This window comes from Paenibacillus sp. A3 (assembly GCF_001399685.1).
Taxonomy (GTDB): Bacteria; Bacillota; Bacilli; order Paenibacillales; family NBRC-103111; genus Paenibacillus_G.
On the sequence record NZ_JTHN01000031.1, the window covers coordinates 18647 to 40852 of the forward strand.

Annotated in this window: 15 protein-coding genes; 12 read left to right on the forward strand and 3 right to left on the reverse strand. The window is 51.6% G+C overall.

Annotation, left to right across the window (positions count from 1 at the left end):
• The first annotated feature begins 15 nt into the window (after window positions 1-15).
• The 4 genes from QJ48_RS38005 (at window position 16) to cls (QJ48_RS04600) (ending at window position 7023) form a co-directional block, all read left to right on the forward strand.
• A complete protein-coding gene (locus QJ48_RS38005) occupies window positions 16-192 on the forward strand; it encodes a hypothetical protein (RefSeq protein ID WP_193394399.1) in 177 nt (58 codons plus the stop codon).
• 151 nt (window positions 193-343) lie between these two features.
• The gene (locus QJ48_RS04590) at window positions 344-3817 is read left to right on the forward strand and encodes a BadF/BadG/BcrA/BcrD ATPase family protein (RefSeq protein ID WP_054972467.1); all 3474 of its coding nucleotides are present in this window, start codon (window positions 344-346) and stop codon (window positions 3815-3817) included.
• Window positions 3818-3850: 33 nt separating this feature from the next.
• Window positions 3851-5491, forward strand: a complete 1641-nt coding sequence (locus QJ48_RS04595) for a hypothetical protein (protein ID WP_054972468.1) — start codon at window positions 3851-3853, stop codon at window positions 5489-5491.
• A gap of 116 nt (window positions 5492-5607) precedes the next feature.
• The gene (gene cls / locus QJ48_RS04600; RefSeq protein ID WP_054972469.1) at window positions 5608-7023 is read left to right on the forward strand and encodes a cardiolipin synthase; all 1416 of its coding nucleotides are present in this window, start codon (window positions 5608-5610) and stop codon (window positions 7021-7023) included.
• A gap of 43 nt (window positions 7024-7066) precedes the next feature.
• Here the strand turns inward: cls (QJ48_RS04600) and cls (QJ48_RS04605) are convergent, their stop codons facing one another.
• Window positions 7067-8485, reverse strand: a complete 1419-nt coding sequence (cls, locus tag QJ48_RS04605; RefSeq protein ID WP_054972470.1) for a cardiolipin synthase — start codon at window positions 8483-8485, stop codon at window positions 7067-7069.
• Between the two features lie 592 nt (window positions 8486-9077).
• Here cls (QJ48_RS04605) and QJ48_RS04610 point away from each other — a divergent pair.
• From QJ48_RS04610 to QJ48_RS04645, 8 genes are all read left to right on the forward strand, one after another.
• Window positions 9078-10850, forward strand: a complete 1773-nt coding sequence (locus QJ48_RS04610; RefSeq protein ID WP_054972471.1) for a sensor histidine kinase — start codon at window positions 9078-9080, stop codon at window positions 10848-10850.
• Entirely contained in the window at window positions 10828-12462 is a 1635-nt protein-coding gene (locus QJ48_RS04615) for a response regulator (RefSeq protein WP_054972472.1), read from the forward strand. The genes QJ48_RS04610 and QJ48_RS04615 overlap by 23 nt, the downstream gene beginning before the upstream one ends.
• 111 nt (window positions 12463-12573) lie before the next feature.
• Window positions 12574-14277 (forward strand): extracellular solute-binding protein, encoded by a 1704-nt coding sequence (locus QJ48_RS04620; protein WP_054972473.1) that lies wholly within the window; start codon window positions 12574-12576, stop codon window positions 14275-14277.
• Between the two features lie 129 nt (window positions 14278-14406).
• On the forward strand, window positions 14407-15306 hold the full coding sequence (locus QJ48_RS04625) for a sugar ABC transporter permease (protein ID WP_054972474.1): 900 nt from the start codon (window positions 14407-14409) through the stop codon (window positions 15304-15306).
• Window positions 15307-15332: 26 nt separating this feature from the next.
• Window positions 15333-16217 (forward strand): carbohydrate ABC transporter permease, encoded by an 885-nt coding sequence (locus QJ48_RS04630; RefSeq protein WP_193394400.1) that lies wholly within the window; start codon window positions 15333-15335, stop codon window positions 16215-16217.
• A gap of 34 nt (window positions 16218-16251) precedes the next feature.
• Complete coding sequence (locus QJ48_RS04635) at window positions 16252-18693, forward strand: glycoside hydrolase (RefSeq protein WP_054972475.1); 2442 nt, start codon at window positions 16252-16254, stop codon at window positions 18691-18693.
• A 30-nt stretch (window positions 18694-18723) separates the two neighbouring features.
• Complete coding sequence (locus QJ48_RS04640; RefSeq protein WP_202813824.1) at window positions 18724-20457, forward strand: class I mannose-6-phosphate isomerase; 1734 nt, start codon at window positions 18724-18726, stop codon at window positions 20455-20457.
• A gap of 36 nt (window positions 20458-20493) precedes the next feature.
• Complete coding sequence (locus QJ48_RS04645; protein ID WP_054972477.1) at window positions 20494-21432, forward strand: ROK family protein; 939 nt, start codon at window positions 20494-20496, stop codon at window positions 21430-21432.
• A gap of 290 nt (window positions 21433-21722) precedes the next feature.
• Here the strand turns inward: QJ48_RS04645 and QJ48_RS39335 are convergent, their stop codons facing one another.
• Together QJ48_RS39335 and QJ48_RS39340 are read right to left on the reverse strand one after the other, a co-directional pair.
• Entirely contained in the window at window positions 21723-22022 is a 300-nt protein-coding gene (locus QJ48_RS39335; protein ID WP_337589616.1) for a methyltransferase domain-containing protein, read from the reverse strand.
• Entirely contained in the window at window positions 21940-22200 is a 261-nt protein-coding gene (locus tag QJ48_RS39340) for a methyltransferase domain-containing protein (protein WP_054972478.1), read from the reverse strand. Before QJ48_RS39340 ends, QJ48_RS39335 begins: the two co-directional genes overlap by 83 nt.
• Window positions 22201-22206: the final 6 nt, after the last annotated feature.

Below are 22206 nucleotides of genomic sequence, written 5' to 3' on the forward strand. Positions count from 1 at the left end.
GGAGGCATCTTGAGGATGACAGAAAGCGACAGAGAGCAAGCGGCCGAGGCGAACCGGTTGAACTTTTATGATCAGACGGACGATGTGGTGAACGAGGTGCCTGCGACGACGGATGTAAATGAAGCCGTTGAGGCGATCACCTCGCATATCAATAAATACGATGTACCGGAGGATGAATTGGAGGAACAATAAGAAGGCCAAGCACGTATCAGGATAAGCCTGGTGCGTGCTTTTTTTATAAATACTGCTGCAGATCTTGAACAAAAATTTTGAAAGTGTGATAAATATCACATTTAAGTAAATGCTAAGGATGGTTTGAATTGGAACGTAAGGAGTTGTATTCATGAATCGCATGAACCCAAGGTTGGATTCCATGATCATCGGGCTCGACGTAGGCTCGACGACGGTAAAGGCGACCGTGGTTGACCCACGCACCAAGGAGATCGTTTGGGCGGACTACCAGCGGCATCACACGAAGCAGGCGGAAAAATCGCTTGATTTTCTGGTGGCGATCGGAAACGAGTTTCCGGATGTGAGGCCGGAAAATATCCGCGTTTTCGCTACGGGCTCCGGGAGCGGCCCCATCGCTCCGCATATCGGGGCCAAATTCGTGCAGGAAGTCAATGCAGTTACGATGGCGGTGGAACACCTTCACCCCGATGTGGGAAGCGTGATCGAACTCGGAGGACAAGATGCCAAGATCATCATTTTCAAGGAGAATGTGGAGACCGGCAACAAACAGGCGCTGACGTCGATGAACGACAAGTGCGCGTCCGGTACCGGCGCCACCATCGATAAGTGCATGATCAAGGTCGGCATGCCGATGGACGAAGTGGGCAAGCTGCACTTCGACGACAGCAAGCTGCACCATGTGGCGGCCAAATGCGGCGTGTTCGCCGAAACGGATATCGTCAATCTCGTCAAAAGCGGGATTCCTTCGCCGGAAATCATGTGCTCCTTGGCGGATGCCATCGTCATGCAAAATCTTTCCGTGCTGACCCGCGGGAATACGCTTCGGCACCGTGTGCTGCTGTTGGGGGGACCGAACACGTATTTGCCTTTCCTGCAGGAATGCTGGAGGCTCCGAATTCCTCAAACCTGGCAGGAGCGGGGGTACGATTATCCGAAAGACGTGCCTGTCGAGGAATTGATATTTGTTCCCGACAATTCCCAGTATTATGCGGCTTACGGTGCTGTGCTGTACGGCATGCATGAGCCGGCCGAAGTGGGCCTGTATACGGGGCTGGAAGGGCTGAAGGAGTTTATCGCCCACGGCCGGAAAGCTAAGCTCGGCGAAAAAGCCGGTCCTCCTCTCGCAGCGGGCCGGAGCGAATTGGAACAATTCCGCGAGCATTACCGGATTCCTAAATTTTCCCCGGTCGCATTTAGCCCGCAGCAGAAGGTGCGCGCCGCCATCGGTCTTGACGGCGGGTCCACCTCGTCCAAAGCGGTCCTTGTCGATGAAGAGGGTACCATTTTGCTAAAGGAATACCAGCTCTCCAAAGGCAATCCGCTGGAAGATACCAAGGAAATGCTGATGCGCATCCGCGACAAAGTGCGAGCTCAGGGGGCCGAGCTAGAGGTTATCGGGTTCGGCGCGACCGGTTACGCCGCGGACGTACTGGAAAAAACGCTGCACGCCGATGTCAACATCGTGGAAACGGTAGCGCATATGATGAGCGCCGTTCATCAGTTCGGCGACATCGACGTGATTTGCGATATCGGCGGCCAAGACATCAAAGTGCTGTTTCTCAAAAACGGGGATATCCGCAACTTCAAGCTGTCCAACCAATGCTCGGCCGGAAACGGGATGCTGCTGCAAGCGATGGCCGATCAGTTCGGCATTCCGGTCCAGGAATATGCCGATACGGCTTTCAGCGCGGAGCTGAGCCCGAAATTTTCGTATGGCTGCGCGGTATTTTTGGATGCGGACCGGGTCAACTTTCAGAAAGAGGGCTATTCCAAGGAAGAATTGCTGGCCGGTTTGGCCATGGTTTTGCCGAAAAACGTATGGCAGTACGTCGTGCAGGTACCGCGCATGTCCGAATTGGGGCGGAAATTCGTCCTGCAGGGAGGGACGCAGTATAACTTGGCCGCCGTCAAGGCGCAGGTCGACTATATTCAGCAGCGGGTTCCCGATGCAGAAGTGTACGTGCATCCCCATCCCGGAGAAGCGGGTGCGATCGGGGCGGCCATGGAGACGCTGCGCGTCGTGAAACGGCGGGGGTACTCTACATTCCTCGGGCTCGACGCAGCCATTAACCTGCGCTACGTGTCGCGAAATGACGAGTCTACACGTTGCCATTTTTGCCCCAACCAATGCAGCCGCACCTTTATTGACTCCGAGACGCCGGACGGAAAAACCGCCCGCTATATTTCCGGGTTCAGCTGCGAAAAAGGAACGGTGGAGGACAAGGAGGCTGTTGTCAAGCTGACCCGGGATCGGCAAGAGTTGAAGAAGCATTACCCCAATCTGGTGGACTATGAGGCGCGCCGCATGTTCCAGCATTTCTACGATGCGGAGCCGCTGCCCGAAGCCGGGACCCAGGTGGAAGACGTCCGTCTGAAACGAAGCTTGCTCGGGCTTGGCGGCATGCGCAGAACGTCTTACCGGAGGCCGTTTCACCGTTCTACCGCCGAAGCTGCGGAAAGGCGAAGCCAAATCCGCATCGGCATTCCGAAGGTGCTGAACATTTGGTCGACCGCGCCGTTTTGGCGGACTTATTTCGAGACGCTCGGTGTCCCCCAGCGGAACATCGTATTCAGCGACAATACGAGCGAGGAAATGTGGCAGGAAGGCGGCAAATACGGATCGATCGATCCATGCTACCCTTCCAAAGTGGCCCAGGCTCATGTGCACAACCTGCTGTTCAAGCACCATGCGAAAGCGCCGCTCGACTACATTGTGTTTCCGTGCATCACCCACATTCCGACTCACATGCAAAATGTGATGGATTCCGCCAGCTGCCCGATCGTTGCCGGAGCGCCGAATGTCATCAAAGCTGCGTTTACCAAAGAGGTGAACTTTTTTGAAACGAGAGGGGTCGTCTATCTGGACCCGGCCGTAACCTTCACCGAACCGAACATGATGAAGAAGCAGCTGTATGAGGCGTTTGCGGAGCATTTGCAGATGACCGAGGATGAAAGCGACTTTGCCGTCGAGCAGAGCTGGAGGGCGATGGAGCTGTTCGACGAGGAAATGCAGGATAAGGGCAAATCCATCCTGGAGCAGGTCGAGCGGGAAAACCGTCTCGCCATTCTGATGATCGGCCGGCCGTACCATTCCGATCCCGGTCTGAATCATGGCGTGCTCGAGGAATTTCAGGTGCTGGGGTATCCCATTCTGTCCATGCGTTCGATTCCGAAAGACGAGGCTTGGCTGAAGCGGTTCTTCAAGGAAGATCTGCAAAGCGGAAGAGTGAACTACGCGCTGGAGGTAACGGATGTGTGGCCAGAAAACTTCAGTTCCAACAGCGTTCAAAAGGTATGGGCCGCCAAATTCGCCGCGCGTCATCCGAACGTGGCGGTGCTCGATCTGTCCAGCTTCAAATGCGGGCATGATGCGCCTACCTACGGGCTGATCGACTCCATTATTTCGGCGGCGGGCACGCCGTTCTCCGCCTTGCACGATATCGACGCCAACAAACCGAGCGGTTCGATCAAAATCCGCGTCAAGACCTACGCCCACAGTCTCGGACTTCATGAGGAGCGGCTGCAGGACCTGGCCCATAAAAAAGCGGAACTTGTGGCGCGATTGGAGCAAAAACGCGCCGAACTGATGGGCATGAAGCAAGACGGACAGGCAGAGGTTATTTGATACCAACTACTAAATGAAGGAGTGAAGCCGATCATGGCGAACGCGGGCAAAACGAAAAAGACCGAAGATCAATTGTCCCTTGAGGAGAGGCTGCTGCAATATCAAATGGAGCAGGAGAAAGCGTTGGGGTTGGATCAGGCAAACCGGCACCAATGGTTCGATCCGGTTCCGCGCCAGTTTTTGGCCAAGGACAAGGCGTCGACGACATTGCTGTTCGGCGGGCTGACGATGGCGCACGATTATTTGGTGGAAGGGGCGCTCAAGGGGCTCGGGTATACCGTCAAGCATATGGATTGTCCGGATAACGAGTCGCTACGCTTCGGAAAAGAATTCGGCAACCGCGGCCAATGCAATCCGACGTACTTTACGGTCGGCAATCTGATCAAATATTTGCACCACCTGCGCGATGTGGAAGGAAAATCGAAGGAGGAAATCGTCCGCAATTACCTGTTCATTACGAGCGGTTCTTGCGGCCCGTGCCGGTTCGGCACCTACGTGACGGAGTACCGGAAAGCTTTGCGCGATGCCGGGTTTGACGGCTTTCGGGTTCTTCTGTTCCAGCAGACGGACGGGCTGAAGCAGGCGACAGGCGGGGAATCGGCGTTGAAGCTGGATACGTCGTTTTTTCTCAGCTTTTTGAAAGCCGTGCTGCTGGGAGATATCTTAAACGCACTTGCCTACCGCATTCGCCCCTACGAGGTAGAGCCCGGTTCGACCGATGCAGCTCTGGAGCGGTGCAAGCGGCTGATTTATGAAGCTCTGAGCGAGCGCAAACGGCTGCGGCCGGCGCTTGTCCGAAGCCGCCGGGAGCTGGAAGCGATCCGGGTGGACCGGACGCGGGTCAAACCGAAAGTGAGCATCATCGGCGAATTTTGGGCGATGACCACCGAGGGGGACGGCAATTACCAGCTGCAGCGCTTTTTGGAAGGCGAGGGTGCCGAGGTGGAAGTGCAGTCGATGACGGCCTGGATTCTGTACCTGATTTGGGAGGGTCGCTACGATACCGTCAGGCGTATGCATCTGCGCGGGGCCGATTCCGGCAAATATGGTTTGCATGGGAAAAATCCGTTCTTGCGCTTGCGCATGCTTGGGCTGGCGGACCGCGTTCTCCGCGTAATGTTCCATTCTTATGCAAGGGCGCTCGGCTTATATGATTACCATCTGCCCGACATGGAAGAGATTGCCCGCGTCGCCCACGAGCACTATAACAACCATCTGCGGGGCGGAGAGGGCCATATGGAGGTAGGCAAGCTGATTCTGAACGTCGCGAAGCGGAAAGTCAACATGACGATTTCCGTCAAGCCGTTCGGATGCATGCCGTCCTCCGGGGTTTCCGACGGGGTCCAGTCGCTCATTACCGAGAAGTACCCCGATGCGATCTTCCTGCCCATCGAAACGACGGGCGACGGCGCGGTCAACGTGTACAGCCGCATCCAGATGATGCTGTTCAAAGCCAAGCAAGCGGCACAGAAAGAGTTTGACGAAGCCTTATCGAACAAAGGGATCGCCGACGAACGTCTTCAGCAAATCCAACAGTGCCGGAAATGGAACCGCCCTCTGCGGACCACCCCTCATGTCGTCGCTTGTACAGCGGCCAATTTCCTTTACGGGATGCGCGGCGGGGGCAGCGGATTTTCTTTCCGCCGCTACAAGCAGGAAATTCAAAAAGTTTAACCTACAAGTTCTTGCAGGCTCCTGTCTTGGGTCAGGAGCCTTTTCCGGTTGTTCGTAATGCAGCGAATAACATGGATAAATTTGCGACACCCTTTACAAAGGGAGGTGAACCGATCATGGTCTGGATCATTTTGGCCCTCATCCTGTTCATTATTCAAATCGCAGCGGTCGTCATCTTTGAATTTTCGCGTCCGTATAAAGCGGTCACATGGATAGTCATTCTGTTTCTGTGTCCGCCGCTGGGGTTCCTGCTCTATTTTTTTGTCGGCAAAGAATACGCGTGCAAGCGTCTCATGAACCGGGAAGACCGGATGCTACTGGAGCAAATCAAAGAAGAACTGTCTGACCGTTGCGGGTGTGAAACGAAGCAGGGAAGGCGGCTCAACGTCAAGCCTAAAGACAGGGTGCATGCGATGCTGGAAAACGCGGCGGCAATCCCCGTTACGGCCGGTAACGAAACGATTGTGTACGCGGAAGGGACGCAGGCCTTTGAAGACATGTTGAAAGATATTGCGATGGCCAAGCGCCATATTCATATCGAATCTTACATCATTCGTGACGACCAACTCGGAATTCGTTTTCAGCAGCTGCTGATCCGTAAGGCGCAGGAAGGGGTGAACGTGCGGCTGTTGTATGACGGAATCGGCTGCCACCGGTTGCGAAAGTCTTATATCCACCGCCTTAAGGATGCCGGTGTGAAGGTCCAATGTTTTTTTCCTCCATTACTCTCTTTAGTCAATAGGCACATCAACTTCCGCAATCACCGGAAAATCATCGTCGTAGACGGGAAGATCGGGTATTTCGGCGGTTTAAACATAGGGGATGAATATGTTGGAAAAGATTCAAAAGTGGGTTATTGGCGGGATACGCATTTTCGCATCGAGGGCGATGCCGTATTATGGATCCAATATACGTTTTTGATCGATTGGTTTCTTATCAAAGGAGAGCTCTTGAGCGATCCGGACTACTACCCGGTTCAGGAAAAGAAAGGGAACGAACGGGTGCAGATCGTCAAAAGCGGACCGGACGAAACAAGCATGCTTGAGCTTATTTTTTCCTGCATCGTTTCGGCCAAGAAAAGAATTTATATCGCAACGCCGTACTTCGTACCGGACCCCGGCTTATTGTTTGCACTGAAAACAGCCGCTGCCGGCAAAATTGACGTCCGTATCATCTTGCCTGCCGTCCCCGATCACCAAATTGTGCATTGGGCATCGTTGTCCTACGTAAAAGAATTGTTGCAGTCGGGGGGCCGCTTTTATTTCTACGAGAAAGGGTTCATCCATGCGAAGGTCATTATAGCCGATGATTTGGCGTTCTCCGGCTCCGCGAACATGGACATTCGCAGCTTTTGCGGCCAATTTGAACTTGGAGCTGTCTTTTTTGACGGGAGAATCGTGGACCGTTTGGTTCGCGATTTTGTCAGGGATCTGGGCGCGAGCCGGCAAATTCTGCTGCCACAGTTTGAGAGACGGTCGAAATTGCAAAAATGCAAAGAAACGTTTGCCCGTCTGCTTTCCCCCTTGTTTTAGGGGCCTGCGAAAGATGACGACAAGAGCAGGCCTCCTGCTTGCATCAAAATAACGGCGAGAGCGCCCGGGCAAGAGACTCTTTTATTTTCTGGATTACATGCCGTTTACGGAATTCCGCGAGCAAGATCTCCGAACTTGCCTGTAAGTCCCGCTCGAAATCTTCCTCGAAGCGATGAACGACCTTGCGGTCAAAAAAAACGGCATGGACTTCGAATTGGTCATAAAAGCTGCGCATATCCATATTAGCCGTGCCGCAGCAAGCCAAGTCATCGACAATCATCACTTTGGCATGAATGAACCCTTTGTCATACTGAAAAAAACGAACTCCCGCCTCAAGCAGCTCTTGGACAAAGGATAAAGTCGCCCATTGCACAATTTTGGAGTCGGAAACCGCCGGAATAATGATACGAACGTCAACTCCGCTCGTCGCAGCCGTCTTTAAGGCCATCAAAATGCTCGGATCGGGAATAAAATAAGGCGTCTCCATATAGATCCGTTCCCTTGCCGAAACGATGCAAGAGAAAAACACTTCCAGTATCGTATCTCTATGCCCATCCGGGCCGCTTTTAATGATTTGCACCATCTCTCTCCCCGATGAACCGGCCATTGGAAAATAATTGGATCCGGTTAATGCTGCTCCTTTGACATAGAACCAATCGGTTACAAATGTATACTGGAGCCATAGCACCGCATCGCCTTTCACGCTTAGGTGAGTATCGCGCCAGAACCCAAGATTCGAGTCTTTCCCCAGATATTCGTCCCCAATATTCAAGCCGCCGAAGAAGCAAATTTTTCCGTCGACGACCAAGATTTTTCGATGATTGCGGTAATTGAGGCGCCTGTCGATGAATGCCCTCCATAAGGGGGAAAAGCATCCCGTCTCGACACCGGCGTCATGCAGTTGTGTCAAATACTTCTCTTTCAATTGATGGCTGCCGATCCCGTCATAAAGAAGGCGTACCTCGACCCCTTGTTTTGCTTTTTCAATCATCAATTGCTGAAAGCGAGTGCCGATATGGTCATCGCGGACAATGTAAAACTCGATGTGGATATGGTCCCTTGCCGCGCTCATCGCTTCCAACATGGCTTCAAAGGCGTGAGCGCCATCAGGGAATACGCTTGTCTCATTGTGAACGGTGATTGGGGCAGACGGTATGTTTTGGAGTGAAGCAAGCAGACCTTTCTGATGCCCAATCGATTCATTTAGCGTTTCTTCCGCAGCCCGCTTCCTGCAATGAGCCAACAAGTCCGTCTTGATTCGTTCCAAATGTGTACTTGTATATTTCGGTCGGGAGGAATATTTTTTCGCGATAAAAAAATACAACGGAATTCCGATGAGTGGGAAAAAAAACTGAATGATAGTCCACGCAATAGCTTTTTGAGGACGATGGTGTTCGATGATGACAATCAGTGCAATCTGAATGATAAATAGCAGAAGTAATCCCATTATGATCCACAGCAAATTTTTAGCCTGCCTTATCTTGAATATAATGAGTATTTTTCCCAAAAGGGTATGAAAGAATGCATCTTTCTCAGTTGCATAGAATGAGTTTTAACCGCTTTTTTTGGAAATTGTTGTCGATTAGTTACCCCAGCATCCGCTAACGGATTGGAGTTGTCCCAACGACGCCCTTCTTTTACCCATAGAAAGTCCTTGAGAACCCCGTACCCTTTCGTTGGAAGTACGGCATTGAAGTATAGCTTAATGTTTCGTTATTTCAGGATCTTACTACTAGACGAAGTGAAGAGATCGCGCGAGGAATGGGACTCATAAGCAAAGGTTATTTGCTGGAATATAGATTTTATGACGAACAGCTGGTTTATAAGTCGACTTTAAGAAATGCAAATCGAGTATTAAACAAAAAGCTGGCCCTAAACGGAGCCAGCTTTTTAAATTCAAGGCCTGACCGCCACCCCATCCCTCAGCACGTAAACATCAGTCATCAAAGAAGCAAAATTCGTCAGTTGCTGTATACCTCGCTTAACCTTATAATGTTCGGATAATACATCTTACGAATCCGTTTATTACGCGGAACTACTGGAGGAGAGAAGAAGTGCGTCTGAGGCAATCGTCGATTTATCTCAACCTGGTTCTAGCCTTCTTGCTGTCCATTATCCCCATGTACACATTAAGTCTGTATATCAGCTTGTCCGGTGCGGCAAGCGTCCGGGAGGAAATTACGAAATCGATGCAATCCCGGGTTCATTTCTACTTATCCTCGTTTGAAGCCGAATTGAGCAGGGTGATCAAATCCATGCGGGAGTTTATCAACGATGCGGATTTGTCCATGCTTAGTACTTTGTATACGAACATCCCCACCTATGAACGTTTTACTATGACGAATCGGCTGGAGAGCAAGCTGTTTCTCTTGAATAACTCCAGCCAATATATTGCGAGCTCGAAGCTATACATCCCCTCGATGGGCATTACGATTCATGGAAGCGGTTACGAAGAGAAACCCATCCCGGATGAGGAAATTAGGGAGATTCGCTCTGTACAATACAACACGCTGTCGCCTTTTACGATGTTGGGCGACCGCCTTCTCATGGGCAGCCTGTTCCCTTTGGGTCTTAACGCCGCGCAATCGCCGACTTCGATCATTAAGGTGGAAATCCCTGTGCAAAGTCTGAGAAACGTACTTAAGCAAATTCCGCATACAGCGGAAGGAGGGGCCGTCCTATTCGCAAAAGATCAAGACTGGCATATCGCTTCCGACCAGGGAGAGAGAGACCCCGCGCTTATTCAACAACTAAAGAAGCTGTGGGAGAACCAGGCCAACGATCAAAAGGCAGGCAGCGGCCGCTTCGAGATTGATAATCGGTTTTATCTCGTCACCTATGAACCATCCGAAATACTAGATGCAACGCTTCTGGTTTACGTGCCGGAGGAACAAATTCTTTATCCCATCAGTCACTACTTCGTCATGCTGATCGTGCTGTCCATATTCTCGGTCGCTGTCATTATTTTATTCTCTTATTGGATTTACAGGATGCTCCATAAACCCCTGCGCGTGCTCGTATCCGCGTTTCGTCGTGTGGAGAACGGCTACATGGACATCTCGATCCCTCATCAGACGGCATTTGAATTCGGCTACTTGTACCGGCAATTCAATGCCATGCTCAGCCGACTGAATACGCTCATCCAGGAAGTGTATGAACAGAAGATTCGCAGCCAACGCGCAGAGCTGAAGCAACTGCAATCGCAGATCAATCCGCATTTTTTATACAATAGCTTTTTTGTCCTGAAGCGCATGATAGCGGCGGATGACAACAAGAACGCCATTCGCTTTGTCGAGCATCTCGGCAATTATTTTCAATACATCACTAGAAATGCGGATGACGCGGTACCGCTGGAAGCGGAATGGCTGCACGCCCGTACGTATACGGACATTCAGATGGCCCGTTTCAGCAGGAGGCTGCGAACCGATTATATCGGCGAGCCGGGGCCGTATGGATCTGTGCACGTACCGAGGCTCATCATTCAGCCGCTGCTTGAGAATGCCCTCCAATACGGCCTGCCGAATAAGATTAAGGATGGCATCATCCGGGTTTCCTTTGCCGTCAAGCGGGGACTGATCTGTATCGCGGTTGAAGACAACGGCGAAGAATTGACGGACGAGCAGTTGAATAGGCTTCATGCCAAATTGAATGCACGCGATGAACAAATGGAGACGACGGGTTTGATCAATGTGCATCGGCGTCTGCAGCTCATGTTCGGAAACGATGCCGGCGTGCTGGTCAGCCGCAGCTCGCTTGGCGGGTTACGAACCGAGATTTGCATTCCGATGAAAGAGGAGGAGCCGAATGTATCGATTGCTGATCATTGACGACGAAGATATGATTGTGGACGGGATGGCCGATTTGTTTCAAGAGCAAACCGACATGGAGCTGGAGGTGTACCGAGCCTACGACGTGCTGGAGGCGATTGAATGGCTTGAGCAAACGAAGATTGATATTGTGCTATCTGACATTCAAATGCCCGGGTTATCCGGGCTTCAACTGCAGCAGCGAATTATAGAGTATTGGCCTCGCTGCAACGTTATTTTTCTAACCGGTTACAACGAATTCACCTACATCCACGAAGCGATGAGAAACGGGTCGTTCGATTACGTTCTTAAGACGGAAACGGACAAGGTGATTCTCGAATCCGTCAAGAAAGCCATCGCGAAGCTGGATGAAGAGATGGAAATGCAAAGCGCGCTTCAGAAAACAACACAGCTGCTGCAGCGGGCGCTGCCTTACATTCAAAAAGAATATCTTCGCGATCTTCTTCAAGGAGAATCCTATGCGCTCGGCAGCATGGATCGTCAGTTTGCCCAGATGTCCATTTCCCTCCAACCCTCAAATCCGGTGCTATTGGTTGTAGGCCGTATCGATGAATGGACCGAGAACCTGAACGCATTCGACCGGGCGTTGATCCTTTATGCGGTGCATAATATTTCGGAGGAATTGCTAGGTGCTTCGACCCGTGTAGCTTTCACGGATTACGAACGGTTCCGCATGGTTTGGCTGATCCAACCGAAAACGGATGCCGAACATGGTTGGGAGCAGACGTATCGGTTCGTTCAAGGCACATTGGAGCAGCTCCAAAAGACGTGCAGGCAACTGCTCAAGATCAAGCTTTCTCTTATCTCTGCCAGCCGATGCTGCGAGTGGGCGGAATTACCTGCCCGTTTCATCATGATCAAGCGTATGTTCGGCTACGGGCTTGGTTTGGGCGAAGAGCTATTATTGACCGACCAGGCTTATGAGACGGAACATGGCCAACTTGAGCAGGTCAAAAGCCCCTTGCAGACCTATCTGTGGATCGACCTGAAAAACGATCTGGAGTCCGGACGGCGCGAAGCCTACTTCGCTTCTTTCGATGCGATGACCGCCTTGCTATCCGCTTCAGACGAGCAGACGGAAAAAGCCAGAACGGAGTGGTACTACACGCTGGTCGCGATTTATATCTCCATTCTGAATTACAATTCCGTTCGCCGCATGGCAGCCGAGCAAATGGATTTGGATAAATTGACGAAGATGCAAGCCCATAGCCACTGGAGCTCGGCGTTTGACTATTTGCGCGAATTGGCGGAGGTCATATTTGCTCATCGATATGAGGGGCAGACGAACTCGGAAAATGACGTTATTGCGAGGATCAAGAGCTATATAGGCAAAAATTTGAACGATGACCTGTCCTTGACGCGTCTAAGCGATATTGTGTCGCTCAATCCATCGTATTTGTCGAGACTGTACAAGCATCATACAGGGGAGGCGCTTACGGAGACGATCAAGCAAGCCAGGCTGCAGAAGTCCAAGGAGCTGTTAAGACAGCCCGGCGTCCGGATAAACGAAATTTCCGAGCGGGTCGGTTTCTTGTCCGAGCGATCGTTTTACCGCTTCTTTAAGTCGATGACGAACTTAACCCCGCAGGATTATCGCGAGCTGCAAAAGTAAATATCGGTCACGACAAGTATAAAGCCGTCAGTAGATAGCGCCCGATTTTTCCTCCTATAATACAGAGGAACGGAGCATCGCAATCATTTTACAACAAGGGGGAAGTTGGTTTTGAACAATCGAAAGTATGCATCTGCTGTCGTTGGTTGCTTCTCGAGTGTCGCCCTGCTCACTGCGGCTTGCAGCAATTCAGGCAATTCGCCTGCGAACAGTCCGTCTTCAACCGATAGCAAGAATCCATCGGCAGCAGCAGCTGCCGCGGGTCCGCTCGGGAAATACAGCCCTCCGATTGACGTCAGGGCAGTACGCGGAATTAACGGAAGCTTCAAGTTCCCGCAGGGAGAGGACATTAGCAATAACCTTTGGGCGAAGACGTACAAGGAAGAGTACGGTATCAATCTGACTTATGATTGGGTCGCGGACAATTCAGGGGGAAATGAGAGCGCCTACAACAAAAAGCTGAACCTCATGATCGCTTCCGGGCAGCTGCCGGATATTGTGGCTGTGAACTCCAAACAGTTCAAACAGCTGGCGGAGGACGGGAAGCTGGCAGATCTGACGGAAGCGTTCGAGAAATTCGCCACCCCTTACACGAAGGACGTGGCCAAGCAGGATGGCGGTATGGCTATGAGCTCCGCAACGATCAACGGCAAGCTGCTGGCGATCCCGGGGTTTAACGGAAACATCACCAATGCCAATGTAGTTTGGATTCGATCGGATTGGATGAAGAAGCTGAATCTGCACGAACCCAAAACGATGCAGGATTTGTTCGCGATTATGGAAGCATTCGCCACCAAAGATCCGAACGGCGATGGCGGCAAAGGCGTCATCGGATTGGCCGCGAACAAGAACATTTACGACGGTTTCGCCGATTTGCTCGGTTTCTTCAACGGGTATCATGCGTATCCGAACGGCATGTGGATTAAAGATAATGCCGGTCAACTCGTATACGGAGGCATCCAAAAAGAGATGAAGCCGGCCCTCGCGAAACTGCAGGAGCTGTATAAATCCGGGTTGATCGACAAGGAATTCGGCGCCAAGGACGCGGCCAAGGAAGCGGAGCTGCTCGGACAAAACAAGCTGGGCATTACGTTCGGGGCCAATTCGAACCCATATTATCCGTTCGACGATGCGCGTAAGCGAAATCCGGAGATGGACTGGAAAGCGTATCCGATCCCTTCGATTGACGATAAACCGGCGCGGCCGGCTGTTGGCTTCCCGATCAGCACCTACTATGTTGTGAATAAAAATTTCAAGCATCCCGAAGTGGTCGTCAAAATGTTTAATGCGAATTTCGAAAAGTTTTTCGGGAAAACGGGCGATTGGAACACTTGGGGTGTGACGAAGGATCGTTTGGAAGCGTTCAAGTGGCCGTTCGTGTATGGCTTCCCGCCGGATAAGGATGTTCCCGGGCGCTATGAGGCGTTGAAAAAAGCGATCGAAACGAATGATCCATCCGCAATGAACGGTGAGCAAAAAGCGGACTTCGACGCTTATCAGGCATATAAGAATGGCGACCAAACGAAGTGGGCGACGGTTCGGCAAGCAGGTCCGACAGACTCCTCCTTCGCCGTCCTGAATCATTATAAACAAAATAATCTGTTGTATACGAATGAATATCGCTCAAGTTTGCAGACGGATACGATGACTTTGAAATGGTCGACATTGTTGAACCTGGAGAAAGAAATGATCACGAAAATTATCCTGGGCGCATCGTTAGACGAATTCGATAAATTTGTAGAAAACTGGAAAAAATCCGGCGGCGACCAAATTACGAAGGAAGTTAACGATTGGGCTGCAAACTCCAAAAAGTAACACGTCGCAAAGAATAAGGGTAAAGATGCGTTCCACGCTTTTCCCTCTCCCCGCAAAGCACCTGACGAACTTCCGAGTTTAAAGCTTCACTTTGCGGGGACATTTTATGACCGGACGGTGGGATGGTAGATGAAAACCGCGAAATGGCGGCGCGAGCTGCCGCTTCATATATTAGTATTTCCCAGCCTCATCATTGTGCTGATCTACTGCTATATTCCGATGTACGGCAATATTATTGCGTTCCAGAATTTCAAACCGACCCAAGGATTTTGGGGTTCGGAATGGACAGGGCTGGCGAATCTGAACTATGTTCTGGAAATGCCGAATACGTTTCGCATTATATGGAATACCGTCTATATCGCGACCATGAAAATAATCATGGGCAATGTCGTACCGATCCTTATTGCTCTGCTGCTGAATGAAGTCCGCCTCACGATCGTCAAACGGAGCGTTCAAACTTTAATTTATTTCCCGTATTTCCTTTCGTGGGTTATCCTTGCCGGCATTCTCATCGATGTCCTGTCTCTCCAGGACGGTATTGTCAATCAAGCTCTCGGATGGTTGGGGATGCAGCCCATCTACTTCCTCGGCGACAATCGGTGGTTTCCCATTACGCTCGTATTGACAGATACGTGGAAAGAATTCGGGTTCGGCACGATTGTATACTTGGCCGCGCTGACAAGCATCAATCCGTCTTTATATGAAGCGGCCATCATAGACGGCGCCAACCGCTGGAAGCAAACGTTGCATATTACGCTCCCGGGGATGGTTCCGATCATCGCCCTGATGGCCACGCTCAGCTTGGGCAACGTATTGAATGCGGGCTTCGACCAAGTATTTAATTTATACAGTCCGCAGGTGTACGAGAGCGGGGATATTCTGGATACGCTGATCTACCGCATCGGCGTTTCGGATGCCCAATATGGTCCGGCAACCGCGATTGGATTGCTCAAATCGTTCGTTTCCTTTATTCTGATCTCGGTCTCTTATTGGCTGGCGTACCGGTTTGCGAATTATCGAATTTTTTAGCTTAGCTGGAACAGGAGGTTGACCCGATGATGCGACATGCCTCCGTCACACGGAGACTATTCGATATGGGCAATACCATATTTCTGATTGCGCTCTCTTTGCTGTGTATTTTGCCTATTATCCAGGTCGTTGCCGTTTCGTTCAGCTCGAGCAGCGCTGCCGCGGCCGGGTTGGTCAAATTATGGCCGGTCGATTTCTCGCTGAAATCGTATGAGTTTATTTTGAAGAAAAAAGACTTTCTGGGGTCGTTTCTGATCTCCATAGAGCGGGTCATACTGGGAACCGGCATTAGCATGTTTTTGACGGTAACGCTCGGCTACGCGCTGTCCAAAGAAGTGAAGGATTTCCGGATGAGAACGTTTTACGCCTGGTATTTTGTCATTACGATCTTATTCAGCGGCGGATTAATTCCATGGTATTTAACGATCAAGTACACGAACTTGTTGGATACGATATGGGCGCTGGTCATACCGGGAGCGGTTACCGTGTTTAACGTCATTTTGGTGCTTAATTTCTTCCGAGGATTGCCCAAAGAACTGGAGGAGTCGTGTTTCATTGATGGGGGAAGCCATTGGACGACGCTCTGGAAAATATATCTCCCGTTATCCTTGCCCGCCATTGCGACGATCTCGCTGTTCACCATCGTTAACCATTGGAATTCCTGGTTCGACGGCCTTATGCTCATGAATTCGCCCAGCCATTACCCGCTTGCCACTTATTTGCAGACGGCGATCATTCAACACGATTTCGCTAACATGCGGGCCGAGGATGTGAAGACTTTAGCGGAGATTTCGGATCGGACGACACGGGCGGCGCAAATTTTTATCGGCGCGCTGCCGATTATGGCGGTCTATCCGTTTTTGCAAAAATATTTCATGACCGGACTTGTCATGGGAAGCGTGAAGGAATAACGGAAAATTGCATGAGAAGGAGCTGTGTTCACAGATGAGGAAGCCGACCCGCAAATGGACATTGGACATTATTCATCATTCCCATACCGATATCGGGTACACCGAACGTCAAGAGAAGATCGAGCGGTACCACGTTCATTTTATAAAACAAGCGATTCAAATTCTAAACAGCATCCGGTCGGGCGAGAAAAGCGGTTGGGAAGGCTTCAAATGGACTTGCGAAACGTTTTGGCCTGTGGAACGTTTTCTCGCTCAGGCAACCGAACAAGAGGAGCAGGCGTTCCGTGAATGGGTTCAGTCCGGAGACATCTCGTTGTCGGGTACGTATCTGAACATGACCGAGCTGATCGATGCGGACCTGTTGACTCGAATGATCAAGCGCTCCACGGATTACGCCAAATCCATCGGCGTTACGCTGGACTCTGCCATGACGGCGGATATCAACGGCTATAGCTGGGGCTTCGCGCAATGTTTACTGGATGCCGGGATACAGAACTTGCTATCCTGCATCCATACTCACCACGGCATGTACCCGCTCGGACAAAAGCAGACGCCGTTTTGGTGGGAAACCCCCGGCGGCGAACGGCTGCTTGTATGGAACGGCGACCATTATCATCTTGGCAACGACCTCGGGCTGGCGCTGAATGCGATACATTCCTACATCATTCGCGACGAGTTTCGCACTCCGCCTATCGCGAGCAATCATTGGGAGATCATGGAGACGCGCATTATGCGCTATTTGAACCGGTTGGAGGAGGAAGGGTATCCTTACGATTTTGCACCGATTGCGCTATCAGGGCTTATCGTGGATAACGCTCCTCCTAACGGTTCCATTATGGACCTGTTCCAGCAATGGAATGAGGTGCATGGGGATTCGGTAACGATTCGTATGACGACTTTATCGGATCTATTCGCCAAGGTCAGGAAGCGGACGGATGTTGAAATTCCCGTCCACCGCGGAGACTGGCCGGACTGGTGGTCGGACGGCGTTGCGTCGACGGCTGCGCACACGCAGCTGTTCCGGGATGCTCAACGCAATTTCCGCATGCTCGCTCTGTTGGATCCAGACAACCGCATGATTCCCGAATTCGCGGTTCGGGAGATGGAGGAACAGCTTACGCTGTATGCAGAGCATACTTGGGGGTATTCTCATTCCATCTCCGAACCGTGGAATCCTTTGGTGCAATCGCTCGGCGCCCGCAAGGAAGCCTATGCGGCCAATGCCAGCCGGCTTGTCCATAGCGCGATCGATGCCATATTGGAAGCCAAAGGCGAAGTGATGCTCGCCCCGGGCCGGCCATTGCGCTTCAAGGTCGTCAATCCGTTCCCGCACGACATCCGGGTCATCGCCAGGATGTACCTGGATTATTGGGAGCTTCCCTTGATTCAGGAGGGCTTGGAGGTCAGGGAGGAAGGCCGGACGGACGTCATCGTCCATCAGGTAAGCCAAGTCAGCCGGGGGACTGAGGTGTCCATCCCGGTCACATTGAAGGCAGCAGAGGAAAAAAGGTTCCTTATTGTTCCTTGTGCGGCCAAGGAAGGGAAGACAACCTCGAATGTTTCCTTGACAGGCTCGGATGGAGTGAAGGATATTCGCGATTTTCGCCCGGAACCGGCGGAAGATGTGCCTTTCCGCGTGACCGAAACCTCCGTTGAAAGCGCACATGTCCTGATCGCGTGGGAGGCGGGAAAAGGCATCGTCTCTTGGAAGGACAAACGGTCAGGAATCGAGCTGATTGATCCTGAGGCGCCTCACGCGGTTTTTGCTCCCGTCTACGAGGTGACGCCTGTGAAGGATCGGGGGCTGATCCGCCAGACGCGTACCCGAATGGGACGGAACCGGAAGGGCATGAACGTGCAGAGACACGTTGGCCGGCTTGTTCGCGCGTATGAAGCGGAGCGCGGTCCGCTATGGGTTACGATCGAGCAGGAGTACGAAGTGGCAGGGATGAGCCACTATACGGTACGGCTGACGGTGTATGCCCATGAGCCGAGAGTAGATGTAACGATACGCCTGCATAAAGACAGTGTCTGGGAACCTGAGAATGTGTACATTCCGTTGCCGCTTTCCATTCCGCACGCCCAGCTCTGGCTGGAGAAAGCGGGTGCGCTCATGCGGCCGGGAATCGACCAGCTTCCCGGTACGGGCCTCGATTTCTATTGCATCCAAGACGGAATCGGTTGGATCGGTCAGAATCAAGGTTTGGCTATCGCCACACCGGATTCCCCTTTAATCCAACTAGGACCGCTTGCATTCGGGGATCGGAAACTGCACGGCCAGCAAGAGCTTAATAAACCAAAAGCGGTGTACGCATGGATACTGAACAATTTCTGGGAGACGAATTTCAAAGCGACGTTGGGAGGGTTTTACGAGTTCCGGTATTCGGTTCATTGGGGCCATGACTTGAGCACTCCGGAGAAGGCTATCGCGCAATGCAGACTATCCAATCAACGAGTTATAAGCTACAGGGCTTAAGGAGCGGATACTATGAGACGAACATCAACGATGTATGACAAAGAGCCGCATATCGAAATCAGGGGATGCGACCAGGAGGCTTGGCGTGGCTATGAAGCTGTCGCGAAAGAGCTTTTAACGAACGGAGAAGGAAAAGGCAGGCTCGTGCTTGTCATTGAATGTTACCCCGGCGTAAGGGTAACAGAGATTGTTGAAGGTATGAAGCCTTTCTTGAATCCGGTGAAGGTGGTTATGGCGGAGCAAGCCGCCAAAAAAGCCAGCCAGATCGACGCCATGATCGGACGGTTCTTAAGCGACGATCGGGTTTTTGGCTATATGGCCCCCTTCGGAGTTGAGGACTTCTATGATCCCGACCTCGTGCAGCAGCTTCGTCAAGACATACAGAGTGTTTCGAAGGGGACGGTTATCGTTATCGGAACAGGAGCTGCTTTCATCACGAAAGGCGACTTGCTGGTATACGCCGACATGGCCCGATGGGAAATTCAACAGCGCTACCGAAGCGGGGAGTTCGGCAATTGGCTGGCGGATAACCAGGCCGAGGATATGCTCCGCAAATATAAACGAGGCTTTTTCATCGAGTGGAGGGCTGCAGACCGCTTCAAGCGAACCGTTCTTCCTCAAGCCGATTACTATCTGGATACTAACGCCAAGGACGATCCGAAGCTGCTGACCAAGGATGCGCTGTTCCACGGGTTTAGGCAGACGGTCAGCCGCCCGTTCCGGTTAGTCCCCTATTTCGACCCCGGCGTATGGGGTGGTCAGTGGTTGGAATCGAAGATCGGGTTGGAGCCTCGGGAACACCCTTACGCATGGGGATTCGACGGAGTTCCGGAAGAGAACAGCTTATATTTGACCTACGGTTCGATCCGGGTGGAGATCCCGTCCATCAACCTGGTGTTCTTCGAACCGAAGCGTCTGCTGGGGGAGCGGGTGTATGCCCGGTTCGGCGCGGAGTTTCCAATTCGTTTCGACTTTCTTGACACCATCGGAGGGGGGAATTTGAGCCTCCAGGTTCATCCCGTTACCGATTATATCCAAAAAACGTTCGGTATGGCCTATACGCAGGACGAGAGCTACTATATCCTCGATGCCATTCCCGGTGCGGCGGTTTGTTTAGGGCTGAGAGAGAACATAAATCCGGATGCGATGATGGCCGATCTGGAGCGGGCTCAGCAAGGCGGCTTCTCCTTTCCCGCCGAACAGTATGTGAACCGGTTCGCCGCCAAGAAGCACGATCATTTCCTGATTCCGGCGGGAACGGTTCATTGTTCCGAAACGAACTGCATGGTGTTGGAGATCAGCGCCACGCCGTATATATTTACCTTTAAACTGTGGGACTGGGACCGGCTAGGTCTGGACGGCAGACCGCGCCCTATTCATCTGGAGCATGGCCGACGTAATATTCAGTGGAACTGCACGACCGAAATGGTGCAGCGTGAGTTGGTGAATACTGTCGTCCAGGTTGGCGAGGGCGACGGCTGGGTGGAAGAGCGAACCGGATTGCACGAGCTGCAATTCATTGAAACGCGGCGGCACTGGTTTGAGGCCGTCACGCCTCACCACACGAATGGCGGCGTTCAAATGCTGAATTTGGTCGAGGGAGAGGAAGCCATTGTGGAAAGTCCGACAGGAGCCTTCGAACCGTTCGTAGTCAGGTATGCGGAAACCTTTATTGTTCCTGCGGCGGCAGGCGAATACACAATTCGTCCGAGCGAGCGATGTGCCGGGCAAACGTTGGGCACGATCAAGGCGTTCGTCAGATAAAGAATTTCGCTAAAGCTAAGGAGGATAGGGAGCAGTATGAATATTGCGATAGACTTCGGAGGAACTAGGATCAAGATCGGGCTCGTTCACGAAGGGAAAGTTCACGCATTGCGAACGCTGCCTGCTCACTCCTCAAAAGGGTTGATTCCGCGCCTTCCTGCCGTTGCGGCGGCTGTCCGCGAACTGCTCGCCTGTCACCGATTGTCGATCGCCGACTGCGAGGGAATTGGAATAGCCACGCCGGGGCTAGTAGATACCGTGAATCGAACGATTGTCTCGATCAACGACAAATACTCCGATGCCGTCGGATTTTCGTTTCAGGCATGGATCGCGGACACCTTCCAACTTCCGTTCGTGATGGAAAACGACGCCCGCTCGGCGCTAATCGGCGAGACCGCCTATGGAGTAGCCCAGCGGGAAACGGATGCGGTTCTCATGACGTTCGGAACGGGAATCGGAACCGCAGCCATGATGAACGGCAAGATTTTGCATGGGCGCCATTACCAAGCGGGAATTTTGGGCGGTCACCTCAGTACGGATATACACGGAAGCTTATGCAATTGCGGGAACATAGGCTGTCTGGAAGCTCAAGCGGGCCATTGGGCCTTAAACCAAGCGGCCAGGCAGCACCCGCATTACTCGCAAAGCCGGCTTTCCCAATTGACTCAACTGAGCTATCTGGCCGTTCTGGAAGAGGCGCTCTCCGGAGATCAGGCTGCAACTGACCTGTTGGAGCACTTAATCTCGCACTGGAGCGCGGGCATTGTCAACTTGATCCATGCTTACGATCCTGAAGTCGTCATTTTGAGCGGGGGGCTTATGAAATCCAAAGATCACATAGTGCCCTTGCTGAGCGAACGCGTCTGCAAAAATGCCTGGACTCCTTGGGGCAAAGTGCGGATTGCGGTGGCTGAAGATCCGGACGCATCGGTGCTGTTAGGCGTATCCCGCTTGTTGTCGGAGCACACTGCGTAACCATTAATAAGTAATGTGAACTGTACCTCCAACTGTTAGATGATGTTAGCAATTGGGGTGCAGTTCATCTACGTTCAAATAGACCGCAAGAGTTTGCGATAAACATTCCATAAGAAATAAGCGAAGATTACCATTTAATTGCCAATATTCTCAATCTTTTATAATCCAAATACCACTCACCGTCATGAAATAAATCTTTTTTGGCTTTCGCGGCAATTTCTCAAATGCATTGCGTCGTTCGCTTTCCAATAAAGTGCTATATTCAGCGATACTTGGGAAGTAACAGGGATTCAAAGGTGTGGCATCCATACCATAATCTTCGGACAATACTTCGCCAATCGCCTTAATGATCGTTTCAAATTGCCTTTTCCGCCAAATTCAGCGACAAATCTTCCATTTGGATTCAAGCTGTTCCATACACATGACAATACGTTCTCGGCATTCATCATCCAATGTAACGCCGCATTAGAAAATACGGTATCGAACGGTTCTTCGAATGTAAAATTCTCAGCATTGCCGACGATAAAATGAATATCCGGATATTTCGTTTGCGCCTTCTCTATACATTGCGTTGGACAAATCCATCCCAGTTACGGCGGCTCCGGTTTTTTCGATTTCATATGCTAAATCCCCAGTACCGCAACCTAAGTCGAGAATACGTTCCCCGTTGTTGGGATTTAAAAGTTCAACTACGCCCTTACCAAATTCCGATACACAACCGAGCTTGTTGTCGTACAATTCGGACTTCCAGACATGAACTGAACCCATGAATAC